The 13,992-nt window shown below is 66.8% G+C and carries 15 protein-coding genes; 7 read left to right on the plus strand and 8 right to left on the minus strand.

Annotated elements, in window-relative coordinates; all coding sequences use genetic code 11:
• Positions 1-512: 512 nt before the first annotated feature.
• Positions 513-1,118 carry a hypothetical protein gene (locus ASD82_RS17625; RefSeq protein ID WP_157599180.1) on the minus strand — a complete coding sequence of 202 codons (606 nt, stop codon included), beginning with the start codon at positions 1,116-1,118 and terminating at the stop codon, positions 513-515.
• 427 nt (positions 1,119-1,545) lie between these two features.
• Positions 1,546-2,538 (minus strand): porphobilinogen synthase, encoded by a 993-nt coding sequence (hemB, locus tag ASD82_RS04370; RefSeq protein ID WP_056715975.1) that lies wholly within the window; start codon positions 2,536-2,538, stop codon positions 1,546-1,548.
• A gap of 160 nt (positions 2,539-2,698) precedes the next feature.
• Between hemB and glk the strand changes: the two genes are divergently transcribed.
• The 3 genes from glk (at position 2,699) to ASD82_RS04385 (ending at position 5,018) form a co-directional block, all read left to right on the plus strand.
• Positions 2,699-3,715: a glucokinase gene (gene glk / locus ASD82_RS04375; RefSeq protein WP_056715985.1), complete on the plus strand. Its 1,017-nt coding sequence runs from the start codon at positions 2,699-2,701 to the stop codon at positions 3,713-3,715.
• A 31-nt stretch (positions 3,716-3,746) separates the two neighbouring features.
• Positions 3,747-4,430: an HAD family hydrolase gene (locus ASD82_RS04380; protein ID WP_056715989.1), complete on the plus strand. Its 684-nt coding sequence runs from the start codon at positions 3,747-3,749 to the stop codon at positions 4,428-4,430.
• A 267-nt stretch (positions 4,431-4,697) separates the two neighbouring features.
• Positions 4,698-5,018: a hypothetical protein gene (locus tag ASD82_RS04385; RefSeq protein WP_056715992.1), complete on the plus strand. Its 321-nt coding sequence runs from the start codon at positions 4,698-4,700 to the stop codon at positions 5,016-5,018.
• Positions 5,019-5,027: 9 nt separating this feature from the next.
• Here the strand turns inward: ASD82_RS04385 and ASD82_RS04390 are convergent, their stop codons facing one another.
• The 3 genes from ASD82_RS04390 to secB form a co-directional block, all read right to left on the minus strand.
• Entirely contained in the window at positions 5,028-8,048 is a 3,021-nt protein-coding gene (locus ASD82_RS04390) for a DEAD/DEAH box helicase (RefSeq protein WP_056716086.1), read from the minus strand.
• Positions 8,049-8,158: 110 nt separating this feature from the next.
• Entirely contained in the window at positions 8,159-9,184 is a 1,026-nt protein-coding gene (locus tag ASD82_RS04395; RefSeq protein WP_056715995.1) for an NAD(P)H-dependent glycerol-3-phosphate dehydrogenase, read from the minus strand.
• Between the two features lie 9 nt (positions 9,185-9,193).
• Positions 9,194-9,697 (minus strand): protein-export chaperone SecB, encoded by a 504-nt coding sequence (gene secB / locus ASD82_RS04400; RefSeq protein WP_007810352.1) that lies wholly within the window; start codon positions 9,695-9,697, stop codon positions 9,194-9,196.
• A gap of 292 nt (positions 9,698-9,989) precedes the next feature.
• On the opposite strand from secB, the gene rpmB reads away from it, so the two are divergent.
• The 4 genes from rpmB to ASD82_RS04420 all read left to right on the plus strand — a co-directional run bounded on the left by rpmB (position 9,990) and on the right by ASD82_RS04420 (position 11,475).
• Positions 9,990-10,226 carry a 50S ribosomal protein L28 gene (rpmB, locus tag ASD82_RS04405; RefSeq protein WP_007810354.1) on the plus strand — a complete coding sequence of 79 codons (237 nt, stop codon included), beginning with the start codon at positions 9,990-9,992 and terminating at the stop codon, positions 10,224-10,226.
• A gap of 10 nt (positions 10,227-10,236) precedes the next feature.
• Positions 10,237-10,404: a 50S ribosomal protein L33 gene (rpmG, locus tag ASD82_RS04410; protein ID WP_007810357.1), complete on the plus strand. Its 168-nt coding sequence runs from the start codon at positions 10,237-10,239 to the stop codon at positions 10,402-10,404.
• Between the two features lie 89 nt (positions 10,405-10,493).
• Complete coding sequence (locus ASD82_RS04415) at positions 10,494-11,069, plus strand: DUF4166 domain-containing protein (RefSeq protein ID WP_056715998.1); 576 nt, start codon at positions 10,494-10,496, stop codon at positions 11,067-11,069.
• Entirely contained in the window at positions 11,059-11,475 is a 417-nt protein-coding gene (locus tag ASD82_RS04420; RefSeq protein ID WP_056716001.1) for a thiol-disulfide oxidoreductase DCC family protein, read from the plus strand. Before ASD82_RS04415 ends, ASD82_RS04420 begins: the two co-directional genes overlap by 11 nt.
• Here ASD82_RS04420 and ASD82_RS18060 read toward each other — a convergent pair.
• From ASD82_RS18060 to ASD82_RS04430, 3 genes are all read right to left on the minus strand, one after another.
• A complete protein-coding gene (locus ASD82_RS18060) occupies positions 11,465-11,668 on the minus strand; it encodes a hypothetical protein (RefSeq protein WP_235580635.1) in 204 nt (67 codons plus the stop codon). The genes ASD82_RS04420 and ASD82_RS18060 overlap by 11 nt on opposite strands.
• Positions 11,637-12,578 carry a saccharopine dehydrogenase NADP-binding domain-containing protein gene (locus tag ASD82_RS04425; protein ID WP_235580636.1) on the minus strand — a complete coding sequence of 314 codons (942 nt, stop codon included), beginning with the start codon at positions 12,576-12,578 and terminating at the stop codon, positions 11,637-11,639. Before ASD82_RS04425 ends, ASD82_RS18060 begins: the two co-directional genes overlap by 32 nt.
• 76 nt (positions 12,579-12,654) lie before the next feature.
• The gene (locus ASD82_RS04430) at positions 12,655-13,848 is read right to left on the minus strand and encodes a fatty acid desaturase (protein ID WP_056716003.1); all 1,194 of its coding nucleotides are present in this window, start codon (positions 13,846-13,848) and stop codon (positions 12,655-12,657) included.
• Between the last annotated feature and the right edge of the window lie 144 nt (positions 13,849-13,992).

Raw genomic sequence — 13,992 nt, forward strand, 5'->3', positions numbered from 1 at the left:
CCCGCCCGCCGCTGCAGAGGGGCCCCGGGTAGAGCAGCGGGCCATCCTGGCCAGCACTTTTCAGAAAAGCCGGATCAAGAGCAAAGCGCGGCGACCCGGAGCCTTGTGCTCTGGCTTTTTGCTCCAGCTCTGGCTTTTGCCTTTCTGCTTCACCACCGAGTGCGGGCCACGATGGCCCGCTGCTCTACCCGGGGTCCCTTGTGCGGCGGTGAGTCGGGGACGACAGGCCGCGCAGCGGGAGTCGACAGGACGTCGACTCCTTTTCGCACGGGCAGGAGGCCCGTTCGAAAAGCCCGGCACCGGCTCACGGACTTGTTGGGCAGGATGCCCAACAAGCGCCAAGCGGAGTGGCCTTTCTCTTTGGTTATCTTCCTCTTTGGCCACGCAAAGAGAAAGTAACTCGCGCGCCGAAGGCGCACGAAAGCTCTTGCTTCTGCAAGTGCTGCGCCTACTGCAAGAACCGAGGCTAACTGCGATATGGAGCACTATTTACGTCACGTCGCATATGAACTCTACGCGGACGGCATCACCCTGTTCGCCACACGAAACGATCGCTCTGTAGAGTCGAAAAGGCGTAGAACATCGATGCGGAACCGGCTGCAATTCTCTGGCAAATCTCGATAAGCAAACCAGATTTTCACCGCTTCTCGGCAATGACGAATTGCGGTTGCGCGATGCACTCGGGTCATTTCTTCCAACGAGACGACCTGTCCGCATTGTGCCTTTACTCGAGTCAATCGCTGATTTTCTGCTTTTCGGAAAGAAGGCTCAAGCTCTCGGCGAAGGTAAGACTGCAGCAAACTCTGCGCAAATAAGTAAAAGGACGTCGTAACCAACGCCTCACCTTCAGATGCATATAACTCGCGATTGGCCGCCTCCACTGCGTCGGGAATTGACCCATGGCCACCTCTCAGCAACTGTCGATACAACTCAATCATGCTGTCGAGTAGCCTCGATGGGTTGACTCTAGAGCTAAAGCCCACCAGCGCCGAAAAGGGCGCGGCTTGCCTGATATTGAAACCATCGAGCGCAGTGAGCCCGAAACAAGCAGCGCCAACAAGCAATAGCTGAAAGTAAGAAGCGATGTTCAGCTGGCCTAATAGCGGAGTGAGACTCACCCAGAGAAGATCCTCTTCCCCTCCCACCCCGTCCGGCCCTCGGAGCCCTGAGTCATCACCCGCGACTGGAGACTCGAGGCCATGGGCTTCTAAATGTATAACTGGCACCTCTCCAGTTATACGCAGACGGTCTAACGCGCCATAGAGCGCAACCAACACATCCTTCGCAGAGTGACAGCAGCACAACTCAACGGCAGAACCCCATGACCTTAGGCGTTCGGCCAATTCCGTACCGGTCTTCCGCTCATCATCGGCCAACCATTCAATGATCAGAGTGTGGTGTGAGCCCGCAGTCCACGTAATCTTCCGAGAACCCCGTCTGCGTTTAGCATCTCCCATGTGCTACTCGGCTCTTCATAGTGTTGAGTTTGACTAGCCGAAAGGTGTGTGCCGTGCCGTGACCTAACTAGCTACTCTCTAACCTTTTTCACTCCCCGCGCAACCACCGCGCCGCGTCCACTGCGTAATAGGTCAAAATCGCGTCCGCGCCCGCCCGCTTCATCGAAGTGAGCGACTCCAGTACAACGGCTTTCTCATCCAGCCACCCATTCTGCGATGCCGCCTTCAACATCGCGTACTCGCCCGACACCTGATACACAAACGTCGGCACGCCGAACGCATCCTTCACTCGACGCACGATATCGAGATATGGCAGACCCGGCTTCACCATCACCGCATCGGCGCCCTCGGCGATGTCCAGCTCGATTTCGTGCAGCGCTTCGTTGCTGTTGCCGACATCCATCTGGTAGGTGTGCTTGTTGCCCTTGCCGAGGTTGGCCGACGAACCGACTGCGTCGCGGAACGGGCCGTAGAAGGCGGAGGCGTATTTCGCCGAGTAGGCGAGGATGCGGGTGTGGATGTGGCCGGCGTCTTCCAGCGCTTCGCGGATGGAACCGATGCGGCCGTCCATCATGTCCGACGGCGCCACGAAATCCATGCCGGCTTCGGCCTGGGCCAGCGACATCTTGATCAGCGCCTCGACGGTGGGCTCATTCATCACGTAGCCGCTGTCGTCGATCAGGCCGTCCTGGCCGTGGGTGGTGTACGGGTCGAGCGCGACATCGCCGATCAGGCCCAGCTCGGGATACTTCGCCTTCAGCGCGCGGGTGGCACGATGCATCAGGTTGTCGGGGTTCCACGCTTCGCTGGCATCGAGTGATTTCACGTCGGCCCCGGGCGACGGGAACAGCGCCAGCGCAGGGATGCCCAGGCGCACGCATTCGCCGGCCAGCTTCAGCAGCTCGTCGATGGAGAGACGGTCGACACCGGGCATCGACGGCACCGCTTCGCGCTGGCCTTCGCCTTCGATCACGAAGGCCACCATGATCAGGTCGCTGACCAGTAAGGTGTGCTCGCGCATCAGGGCGCGGGAAAAGGCGTCGCGGCGCATGCGGCGCATGCGGATGACGGGGAAGCTCATGGCGTGGTCTCGTGGCGGGGCATCCGCCCATTTTACGCCGTTGCGGCGAGCCTCCACCGAATGTACCGGCCCGGCCATTCTGCGCCGTACGGTGAGCAAAACACTGGACTAACCGCCAGCGGGCCGGCAGGCTTGTCGCTTCACGTCGTCAGGAAGCTCCATGAGCCAGTCTCGCAGCGCCCCCACCCTGCTGGTCGATCTCGGTGGCACCAATGTCCGTTTCGGCGTGGCCGACCCCTCGCGCGACAAGCCGCTGATCACCGACAGCATCCGGCGCTACCGCGTGGCCGAGCACGACTCGCTGGTTTCCACCGCGAAGCAGTACCTCGCCGACACCGGCCTGGAAGTGCGCCGCGCGATCGTGGCTGCAGCCGGGCGCATCGTGGACGGCGAGACGGTCAAGGTCACCAACAATCCGTGGGCGATCTCGGCGCAGCAGACCGCCAGCGCGCTGGACCTGGAGTACGTGCATCTGGTCAACGACTTCGCCGCGCAGAGCATGGCGGTGACCCTGCTGCACGGCGACGACCTGGTCGACGTGGGCACGCTGCCGCGACCGGTGATCGGCGCCGAGGCCGAGCAGACCTTCGCCATCGTCGGGCCGGGCACCGGCCTGGGCGTGGGCGGCCTGCTGGTGCGCGCCGGCCACTGCAGCGTGCTGCAGACCGAAGGCGGCCACGCCGGCTTCGCCGCGCACACGCCGGAAGACATCGCGATCCTCGACTACCTCAACCACAAGTACGGCCGCGTCTCCAACGAGCGACTGATCTGCGGCCAGGGCCTGGTCAACCTCTACGACGCGATCTGCCACATGGTCGGCGCGACACCCGCCGACCTGAAACCGGAAGACATCACCGCCCGCGCGAAGGACGCCAGCTGCCCGCTGTGCACGCGCACGGTGGAAACCTTCGCCGGCATCTTCGGCAGCGTCGCCGGCGACCTGGTGCTGACGCTGGGCGCGTGGGACGGCGTCTATCTCACCGGCGGGCTGATCCCGATCCTGCTGCCGTGGCTGGAACGCGGCCGCTTCCGCGAACGCTTCGAAGCCAAGGGCCGCTTCCGCGACATCATGGAAAAAGTGCCGACCCAGGCGATCATGAATCCGGAGCCGGGCCTGCTTGGCGCGGCGGCGCTGGCGGTGCTGGAGTCGGGGCGGTCGCTGTTGCAGCGGCCCTGAAACCACCTACCGATCCAGCACGGAGTCCCCCATGCCCCGCCGCGACACCGCCTTCCTGTTCGACCTTGACGGCACCCTGATCGACAGCGTGTACCAGCACGTGCTGGCGTGGAAGGAATCGCTGGATCGCGAAGGCGTGGAGCTTTCGGTGTGGCGCATCCATCGCAAGATCGGCATGAGTGGCGGACTGTTTTCCCACATGCTGCTGCGCGAAACCGGGCTGGAAATCACCGAGGACCGCCTCGAACGCCTGCGCCGCTGGCATGCCGAGGCGTTCAACCGACAGCATGCGCAAGGTGCCGTGCGACCGCTGCCCGGCGCGCGCGAACTGCTGGACTACCTCACCGCGCAGGACATCCCGTGGGCGATCGCCACCAGCGGGCGGATGGAAACCGCCGCGCCCAACCTGCAGGCGCTGGGCGTCGACCCGGCGAAGGTGCCGGTGGTGACGCGTGACCAGGTGCGTCACGCCAAGCCCGACCCGGACCTGTTCATCGCCGCCGCCGAACGCCTCGGCGTGGACATCCGCCAGTCGCTGGTGATCGGTGACAGCGTGTGGGACATGCTGGCCGCGCAGCGTGCCCGGGCGCTGGGCGTGGGCGTGCTCAGCGGTGGCTACGGCATGGCCGAGCTGCAGCAGTCGGGCGCGTTCCGCGTGTATGACGATCCGGCCGACCTGCTGCGCCACGTGGACGAAGTGGCGGCGCGCGACTGAGAGGTTGTGCTTTTTTCAACCTCGAAGTCCGGCCAGGGATGGCCGGACGCGGATCGGTCACGCCAGTGACTGATCTGCGTGAGCGAGTCCGGGCGTGTACTGGACTCGCGATGGAAGAAAACCACGGGAAATGGTTTTCTTCGCAGGTTCTGAGCGCATGCGCGGCAGCTGAATCGCCACGCGCCATCTCATGAAAAATTAATCACCGGCCACGGGCGACGCAGTAGGCTCCGCTGCATCCTGCACTCATCGCCAAGGGAGCCGCCCATGCGTCGACTTCTCGCCAGTCTGCCGCTCGCCCTGTTGCTCGCCGCCTGCTCGCCGGCGCCGGCGCCGCCGGAAGCCGCTACCGCCCAGGGAGCGAAGGCCAATGCCGCACTCGGTTCCACCCAGTGGTATGCCTGGGTCGATCAATCCCTGCATATCAGCGACGACGGCCACGGCCCGGACCAGGGTTCGGCCGAATGGAACCAGGCGGTGCAGCGCAAGCTGGGTGAGGAAGCGCCCCAGTCGCAACCCGGCTCACCGGAATGGCAGCAGTCGGTGGATGCCCTGCTGCGCACGCGACTGCCGCCGCAGTCGTCCTGACCGGACCCTTCAACCACCCGGCGCCAGCAGCGCGTCCAGGTCGCCTTCGTCGAAACTGAGCTTCTGCCGGCTGCCGCCGCCTTCCAGCACGGCAGCGGCCAGTTCGGCCTTGCGTTCCTTCAGTTCCTCGATGCGCTCCTCCACCGTGCCCGAGGTGATCAGGCGGAACACGAACACCGGCTTGTCCTGGCCGATGCGGTGGGCGCGGTCGGACGCCTGCGCTTCGGCGGCGGGATTCCACCACGGGTCGTAGTGGATCACGGTGTCAGCGGCGGTGAGGTTCAGGCCCACGCCGCCGGCCTTCAGCGACAGCAGGAACAGGGGCACGTCGCCGTTCTGGAAACGCTGCACGGGCTCGGCGCGATCGCGGGTGTCGCCGGTGAGGGTGACGTAGCGGATGCGCCGGCGATCGAGCTCGGCGGCGATCAGCTTCAGCATGCCGGTGAACTGCGAGAACAGCAGCACCTTGCGGCCTTCGTCGAGCAGGGCCGGCAGCATGTCCATCAGCAGTTCGAACTTGGCCGATTCATGCACGCCGCGCGCGGCCTCCAGCTTCACCAGGCGCGGGTCGCAGCAGACCTGGCGCAGCTTGAGCAGGGCGTCCAGCACCACGATGCCCGAATGCGAAATGCCGCGCTCGGCAATCACCTCGCGCAGCTCCTCGGCCAACGACAGGCGCAGGCCTTCGTACAGTTCGCGCTGGCGGCCTTCCAGCACCACGTGACGGGTGATCTCGGTCTTCGGCGGCAGCTCCTTGGCCACCTGCGACTTGGTCCGGCGCAGGATGAATGGCGAGATGCGCAGGTTCAATCGCTGCTGGCATTCCTCGTCGTGCTGCTTCTCGATCGGCACGCGGTAGAAACGCCGGAACGCACTCTCGTCGCCGAGCAGGCCGGGCACCGCCAGGTCGACCTGAGACCACAGCTCGCCCAGATGGTTTTCGAGCGGCGTGCCAGTGAGGCAGACATAACGCGGCGTGCGCAGGCTGAGCAAGGCGCGGCGCGCCTGGGTGCGCGGGTTCTTCACCTGCTGCGCTTCGTCCAGCACGATCAGCGCGAACGGTTGCTGGCGCAGCGCCACCACGTCGCGCGGCAACAGTGCATAGCTGGTCAGCACGATGTCCTGCGCGCCCAGCTGGTCGAACTCCTCGGCGCGCTGCGGGCCGTGCAGGGTCAGCACCTGCAGCATCGGCGCGAAGCGGGCGATTTCCGACTGCCAGTTCGGGATCAGGCTGGTCGGCACCACGATCAGCGCGGGCTGGCTCAGCGCACCGCCCTGTTTCAGCGACAGCAGATGGGTGATCAGCTGCAGCGTCTTGCCCAGGCCCATGTCGTCGGCCAGCACGCCGCCAACGCCGGCCTCGGCCAGCGCATTCAGCCAGCGCAGGCCTTCGCGCTGGTACGGCCGCATCTCGACGGTGAGGCCTTCGGGCACCGCGTCGCTGGCGCGCTCGGCGGCATCGCGCAGGCGCGCGGCGAAGCCGAGCAACGGCTCGGCCGCTTCCAGCTGGCTGCCGCCGGGCATCGCCGCGGCCAGCTCTTCGAGCCGGCCGGCCTGCACCCGCGGCAGGTGGAGCTTCTTGCGCGGCTTCTCCAGGTATTCGGCCAGCGGCGCCAGCAGGCCGCGCAACTCCTTCAGGCGCACCGGCACGCGTCGGCGCGCATCGACCGGCGCGTACCACACCGCGTCTTCCGGTTCGTTCGGCGCCGGGCTCAGGTTCAGCTGATGCTCGGCCAGCGCCTGCGCCACGGCGGGCAGCAGGTTGTGCCGCTGGCCATCCAGCTCGATGCCGATTTCCAGGTCGAAGGCATGGTCGTCGGCGTCCTCCACCGCGTGGCCATACCAGTGCACCGGGCCTTCCAGCACCTCGAACGGAAAACTGGGCGCGTACTCGACCTGGAAATTCTCGGTCTCCAGCTTGGGCCGCAGCGCCAGCCAGCGGGCCGGCGTGTTGACCTCCAGCGCGCCGGCATAACCGGTGCCGGGAAACAGCCAGGCGTCGTCGGGCAAGGTCTCGGCCACGTCCCAGGGCAGGCCTTCGGTATCCACGCCGGGGGTGAGGCCGGCGCGTTCGAGCTGTTCCATCGCGGTCAGTTCTTCGGCGCGACGACGGTTGATCTCGACCAGTTGCCCGTTGCGCACCCGGCGCACCAGCGGTTCGCCGCCGCGACCGGGCAGGCGTTCGCCGGCGTAGTCGAAGGCCAGCCTGGCGTAGCCGAGCGGCGGCGTGCCGGCGGCCAGCCGCGCATGCCGGGTCAGCGCGTGCAGGATCAGGATGGGCTTGGGCGCGAGCTCTGAGCGGCGCACCTCGCCGAACACCTGGGGCAGCGGCACCCGGGTGGCCAGCCGGCTGCCGCTCAGGCGGTTGCGCAGGCGGCGACCGTGCTCATGCTTCAGCGGCGGCAGGTCGAGCCAGTGGGTTTCCTCGCCGGCGGCATCGAAGCGCCCCACGGTGGCGCGCTCCACATCGAGATACCACAGGCAGTCGATGCGCAGCAGGCGCTGGCTGTGCGGCAGCACCGGCAACAGGCGCTGACTGCCGTCCGGTTCCATCTTCCAGTGCCAGTTGAGCTGGTGCGACTTGCCGCGCGACAGGCGCAGGCCGGCCAGCCCGCCAAGGAAGCAGGGCGCGGTGTCGAGGATCTCGGCCAGCAGGGTGTCGCCGACGTGGCCGCCCATGCGCGCATAGCTGCGTCCCTTGCGCACGCTCTGCGGCAGGCCGAGCATGGTCGCGGCCAGGCGCTGCTCGTGGGGCTGCAGCGGCGACTGCGCCAGGTGCCGACTGTCCAGCGGCACCGGCCGCGCGTAGCGGCCGTGCTCGGCCACGCCGAGCAGCACCGGCGCCACGTCCAGGCGCACGAAGGCGGCGTTTTCTTCGGGCATCACTTCCAGGAAGAAACCGAGCACGCCCTGTTCGTCCGTCGCGGTCGGCCGGGGCGCAGCCAGCAGCCGTCGCCATGCCTGCGGCAGGGCTTCGTCGTCGCCGGGTGCTGCGCTGGCGGCGTGCTGTTTCTCGTCCGGTTGCTGCATGCGCATGCGGTCCGTGGCGATGACCAAAACATTGAGCTTAGCAGCGCGCGGGCAGGATGCGACCGTCGCGATCGCATCCCCGGCCAATGCGGACCGGGGCGCGGGGGGAATCAGGCGTTGCCGAACAGCCCGTGCGGATATTCCGGCTTCTGCTCGCGCGCCATCAGCGCCTTGAGCCCTTCCACCGGAGTGACCTCGCCATGCAGCACGGCGCGCACACCGGCACTGATCGGCAGGTCCAGGGCGTGCTTGTCAGCCAGTCGCGCCACCTCGTCGGCGGTGAGGATGCTCTCCACCACCTGGCCGATCCGGCGCACCGCTTCGTCAATCGCGATGCCCTGGCCCAGCGCCAGACCCAGCCGGCGGTTGCGCGACAGGTCGCCGGTGCAGGTCAGCACCAGGTCGCCCAGGCCGGAAAGCCCGATCAGGGTTTCCGGCCGCGCGCCCAGCGCCACGCCCAGCCGCAGCATCTCGTTCATGCCGCGGGTGATCAGGCCGGCGCGGGCGTTGAGGCCCAGATCCATGCCGTCGGCGATGCCGGTGGCCACCGCCAGCACGTTCTTCATCGCGCCGCCAAGCTCGGCGCCCAGCACGTCGCCGCCGGAATACGCGCGCAGGTTGGGCGCGTGCAGCAGGGTCGCCAGCTGTTGCGCGAACACCGCATCGTCCGAGTGCACGGTGACGGCGCTGGGCAGGCCGGACGCCACTTCCTTCGCAAACGAGGGCCCGGTGACCACGGCGGCCGCGCGACCGGGCAGCTTCTCGGCCACCAGTTCGTGCAGGAAGCGACCGGTGCCCGGCTCGAAGCCCTTGGTCGCCCAGGCGATCGCGGTATCCGCATCAAGCAGCGGTGCCAGTTCGTCCAGCATGCTGGCGAAGGCATGGCTGGGCACCACGATCAGCACGATGCCGGCGCCGCGCACGGCGCGGGCCAGGTCGCTTTCGTAGCCCAGCTGCTCCGGCAGCTCGATGTCCGGCAGGTAGCGCTGGTTGACGCGAGCGGCCGTCATCGCCGCCAGCGCCCCGGCGTCGCGCCCCCACAAGGTGGTGGGCACGCCGTTGCGTGCGATCAGGGCCGCCAGCGCAGTGCCCCAGGAGCCGGCGCCGAGAACGGTCAGCTTCGGGTGGTCAGGCATGGGCCGGACTCAGCTGTTCAGCGTGGCCGGGGCTTCGTCGCCGCCCATCGCGCGGCGCTGCTGTTCGGCGAACAGCGCATCGAAGTTGATCGGCTGCAGCAGGAACGGCGGGAAACCGCCTTCCAGCACCAGCGACGAAATCACCTGGCGGGCGTACGGGAACAGCAGGTTCGGGCAGTAGCTGCCGATGATGCCGGCCTGGTCGGCCTCGCTGAAGCCGGCGATGCCGAACACGCCGGCCTGCTCCACTTCCGCCAGATACGCGGTGCGCTGGCCGATGGTGCAGGTCAGGGTCAGGCTGAGCACCACTTCGTACATGTTGTTGCCCAGATCGGTGGCCTTCTGGCCCAGGTTCAGCTGCACCTGCGGCTGGTCCTTCTCGTCGATCTCCTGGAAGATCTGCGGCGCGTTCGGCGCCTCGAAGGACACGTCCTTCACGTAGATCTTCTGCATCACCAGCTGCGGCTGACTGGACTGGCCGTTGGCCTGGTCGTTGGTGATCTCTTGTGCCATCGGGCGTTCCTCGAGTCGGGTCGTTTGAATAAAAGAGGACGATTGTTCCATACATCCCCGCCGCGCGCACGCCGGCGGGAACCGCCAAATGCGGCAAAGATTGCGCAGGGCGCTGTTTTTCTGCGAGAATAGGCGGCTCGCCTCTGTCGACCCGGTGCTTCCGGGCGGTCCGCCACGCGGTACGGACCTCACGCTCATGCGACGCAAGACCTCCAGCATCGCGTGGCGCATGGCGCCGCTGGGCCGATCACACCCTGGCCAACGGGTGTCAAAAATATTTACGGAGGTCGTCATGGCCCGTGTATGTCAAGTCACCGGTAAGGGTGTGATGAGCGGCAACAACGTCTCGCACGCCAACAACCGTACCCGTCGCCGCTGGTTGCCCAACCTGCATGAGCGTCGTTTCTGGGTGGCCAGCGAGAACCGCTGGATCAAGCTGCGCGTTTCCAACAACGCCCTGCGCACCATCGACAAGAATGGCATCGAGGCCGTGATTGCCGACATGCGCGCCCGCGGCGAAAAGGTCTGAGGATCAAACCATGGCTAACAAGACCCAAGACAAGATCCGCATGATCTCCACGGCCGGCACCGGCCACTTCTACACCACGCAGAAGAACAAGAAGAACACCCCGGAAAAGTTCGAGTTCAAGAAGTACGATCCGGTGGTTCGCAAGCACGTGATGTACAAGGAAGGCAAGATCAAGTAATTGATCGACGCGCCGAAGAAAACCCGCCCCCGTGGCGGGTTTTCTTTTGCCTGCTTGCCGGGCCGGCGACCGCCACGCATCATCGCCGGATGAGTCCCGCCCCATTGATCGCATTGTTTCCCGAGCTGCTCGGCGACGAGAGCTGGCGACAGTTGCCAGCGGCGGTGCAAGCCATGCACGGCTCGTCGCCACGGCTGCAGGCCAGCGGCCTGGCCGACATCACCGGCGACCGCCGCCTGCCCGCGCGCTGGTTGCGCCGGCTGCTGGGCTTACCGTCGCCAGGCTCGGCGCAAGCACTGGCACTGACCATCGAACGCTGCGACGACCGCGAAGTCTGGACCCGCCGTTTCGCCACTCGGCAGATGCGCTCCACGCTGGGCCGGCGCAACGGCTCGCCCCTGCTGTTCGAAACGCTGGGGCCGGCCCGGCTGGGTTTCGCCCTGCGCCAGGACGGCGACGCGATCGACTGGCAGCTGCGCAGCGTGCACTTCCTCGGCCTGCCCTGCCCGCGGGCGCTGCATGGCCAGGTGCTTTCGCGCAGCAGCATCCGTGACGGTCGCTACCAGTTCAGCGTCGACGTGCGGCTGCCGTGGCTGGGCCAGCTGGTCGCCTACCACGGCTGGCTGGAACCTTCGCAAATCGGGGCGACACCGGATGAAGGCTGAAACCGCCGCACCGGTGATCGTGTTCGACGGCGTCTGCCTGCTGTGCAGTCGCTGGGTGCGCTTCCTGCTGAAGCACGATCGCGCATCGCGCTACCACTTCGCTGCGATGCAGTCGGAGCACGGCCGCGCCCTGCTGCTGGCGCACGGGCTGGACCCGGACTCGCCGCTGTCGTTCCTGCTGGTCGAAGACCATCGCGGCTACACCGACACCCGGGCGATCGTGCAGATCCTGCGCAGCCAGCGCCAGCGTCGCTGGCGCTGGCTGGGCCATGCGCTGCATCGGGTGCCGCGCTGGCTCGGCGACCCGGCCTACCGCTTCGTGGCCCGCCACCGCTACCGGATCTTCGGACAGAGCCGCAGCTGCTTCGTGCCCACGCCGGAGCAACGCGCGCGTTTCAGCCCGTAAGCGTTGCCAGCTGCGTTTCGATCGCGAAGACATCGAGTGCTTCAAGCGCCTCGTCGAGCGTGAACAGGCCCATGCACGGCATCGCTCCGCGCGCCGACAGGCTGCCGTCGGCCAGCTTGCGGGCCAGCACCACCGCGGGCGTGGCGGGGATCTGCGGGCCGTCACCGGCACCGGCGCACAACGACCAGCGCAACTTCAGCGCCTGCCCTTGCGCGTCGCGCCCACCCAGTTCCACCAGCATGCCGCCCACGTCGCTGCCCGCGCCGAGGAACCACTCGCTGATCCGGCGCAGGCGCGTGGCGTGGCGGGCCAGGTCGCGCAGCAGTCCCAGCCGCACCAGCCACGCCGCGGCCAGCGTGCCGAAGTGCAGGCGCTTCAGCTCCAGCCCCCGCCCGGAAGATCACCGTGCGCACGCCGGGATAGCGCAACGGGAACAGGGCCAGATCCGGCACGTCGCACAAGCCGACCCAGCGCGGGCCGAACGTAAACCGCGGGCGACGCGTCAGCATCCAGCCGTGGCCCCGCCGCCAGCGACCGTCGCGCCACAGTTGCACCGGTCGACCACAATAACCCAGGATCGCCGCCACCGTGGCGTCGCCACGGGGCGTGCGGTTGCCGGGGCTGATCGCGTGTTCGATCACGTCGAGGGTGGCGAAGCGCGGCAACAAATCATCCACCACCGCGCTGCTCAGCGCCGGCACCGTGGAGGCACCGCTGACCAGCAGGCGACCGGCTTCCCGTGCACGGTCGTCCAGACGGCTCATGCCGCCGACGAAGTCGCGTCCGTCGGCAAGGTCGATGTAGTCGCTGGCGCAGGCCAGGCAGGCCTCGGCCACCCGATAGTCCCGTTGCTGGAACGGACCGGCCGCGTGGATCACCAGTTGCGGCCGCAACGCGGCCAGCGCATCGGCCAGACCCGGCGCGGCCACGTCGAGCACAGCCAGCTGCACCGAGGCATCGCCCAGTGCATCACGCAGCGCCGCCAGGCTCTGCGCCCGTCGGCCGGCGACGACCAGCTGAAAGCGCGGATCGCCCGCCAGCTGGCTGGCGATGCGCGAACCGAACACGCCGGTGGCGCCGATCAACACTACGCGCAAGGCCATCCGCTTCCCTCGTGCCAATCCCCGAAAAACAAAACCCGCCGGACGGCGGGTTCTGCTGAAACATGCTGGCTTCCGATCAGGCCGTGGCCACGCCGTAGCCCTTCAGCCGCTGGGCGAATTCCTGCAGTGCCCGGATGCCGCTTTCCTCGGCTTCGTGAATCCACTGCTGCAGGCCCTTCAGCGCCTGCTCGGCACCGCGCTGCTCCATCAGCGCCACTAGGCGGCTGCGGAACTCGACCACGGTGGCCAGCGTCGGACGCCTGGCCAGCACCGCCTGCATGCGGTCGCGGCCTTCGCTGTCCAGCCAGCGGCCACCGTCGGCCAGCGCGCGACGCAGGCGACGCGGGGTGGACTTCAGGCTTTCGCCGGCATGCTGCGCTTCTTCGGCGATGGTAGGCAGGATCACGCCGCGGTAGTAGTCGGTCATCGCCTGGAAGCGATGGGTCAGCACGGCCTTCAGCGTTTCGGCATCGGGCAGGCGCACGTTCGGACGGATGTCGAGGGTGGGCGCCACGCGCAGCACCTTGGCCAGGCCTACTGCACGCAGGCCGCAGATCGCCGCCCAGCCGATGTCGAATTCCCACTTGCGCAGGGCGAACTTGGCCGAGCTGGGGAAAGCGTGATGGTTGTTGTGCAGCTCTTCGCCGCCGATCCAGAACGCCCACGGGATCAGGTTGCGCGCGGTGTCCGCACTTTCGAAGTTGCGATAGCCGGCCCAATGGCCGATGCCGTTGACGAAACCGGCGGCCCAGAACGGAATCCACACCATCTGCAGCGCCCACAGCGCCGCACCGATCACGCCGAACAGCGCCACACTGATGAACAGCATCAGGGTCGGGCCCCAGTAGGGATGCGCGCCGTAGACGTGCTTCTCGACCCAGTCGTCGGGGGTGCCGCGGCCGTACTGCTCCATGTCCTGCTTGTTCTCGCAGGCGTCGCGGTACAGCGACACGCCATCCCAGAACACCTTCTTGATGCCGTAGATCATCGGGCTGTGCGGATCGTCCGCGGTCTCGACCTTGGCGTGGTGCTTGCGATGCACCGCCACCCACTCGCGGGTGACCATGCCGGTGGTGAGCCAGCCCCAGAAACGGAAGAAGTGCGCCAGCGCCGGGTGGAAATCCACGCCGCGATGGGTCTGGCTGCGATGCAGGTACAGGGTCACCGTGAAGATGGTGAGCTGGGTCATCACCAGCATGTACACGGCGATCTGGCCCCAGCTTGCGCCGGTCAGACCATCGTTGAGGAAATTGATTACCGCGTCGAGCATGGAAGGCACCGGATGAGGGACAAGTCAGTGTAAATCAGGGGCTTCCGTACCCACCAGCATGTTGCGAACCACGAATGATAGCAGTTGGTCAAGCCGTGGAAGCTAAGGCGACGTTATTCACGCGCCTGTTGTTTCAGGATGGGG

The sequence above is a fragment of the Rhodanobacter sp. Root179 genome (assembly GCF_001428465.1).
In the GTDB taxonomy this organism is placed as follows: domain Bacteria; phylum Pseudomonadota; class Gammaproteobacteria; order Xanthomonadales; family Rhodanobacteraceae; genus Rhodanobacter.

Bases quoted from the DNA above. Each gene is read 5' to 3' on its own strand.
- hemB (WP_056715975.1), bottom strand. From the start codon at position 2,538: ATGAGCTTCCCCGTCATCCGCATGCGCCGCATGCGCCGCGACGCCTTT.
- glk (WP_056715985.1), top strand. From the start codon at position 2,699: ATGAGCCAGTCTCGCAGCGCCCCCACCCTGCTGGTCGATCTCGGTGGC.
- ASD82_RS04380 (WP_056715989.1), top strand. From the start codon at position 3,747: ATGCCCCGCCGCGACACCGCCTTCCTGTTCGACCTTGACGGCACCCTG.
- ASD82_RS04385 (WP_056715992.1), top strand. From the start codon at position 4,698: ATGCGTCGACTTCTCGCCAGTCTGCCGCTCGCCCTGTTGCTCGCCGCC.
- ASD82_RS04390 (WP_056716086.1), bottom strand. From the start codon at position 8,048: ATGCAGCAACCGGACGAGAAACAGCACGCCGCCAGCGCAGCACCCGGC.
- ASD82_RS04395 (WP_056715995.1), bottom strand. From the start codon at position 9,184: ATGCCTGACCACCCGAAGCTGACCGTTCTCGGCGCCGGCTCCTGGGGC.
- secB (WP_007810352.1), bottom strand. From the start codon at position 9,697: ATGGCACAAGAGATCACCAACGACCAGGCCAACGGCCAGTCCAGTCAG.
- rpmB (WP_007810354.1), top strand. From the start codon at position 9,990: ATGGCCCGTGTATGTCAAGTCACCGGTAAGGGTGTGATGAGCGGCAAC.
- rpmG (WP_007810357.1), top strand. From the start codon at position 10,237: ATGGCTAACAAGACCCAAGACAAGATCCGCATGATCTCCACGGCCGGC.
- ASD82_RS04415 (WP_056715998.1), top strand. From the start codon at position 10,494: ATGAGTCCCGCCCCATTGATCGCATTGTTTCCCGAGCTGCTCGGCGAC.
- ASD82_RS04420 (WP_056716001.1), top strand. From the start codon at position 11,059: ATGAAGGCTGAAACCGCCGCACCGGTGATCGTGTTCGACGGCGTCTGC.
- ASD82_RS04425 (WP_235580636.1), bottom strand. From the start codon at position 12,578: ATGGCCTTGCGCGTAGTGTTGATCGGCGCCACCGGCGTGTTCGGTTCG.
- ASD82_RS04430 (WP_056716003.1), bottom strand. From the start codon at position 13,848: ATGCTCGACGCGGTAATCAATTTCCTCAACGATGGTCTGACCGGCGCA.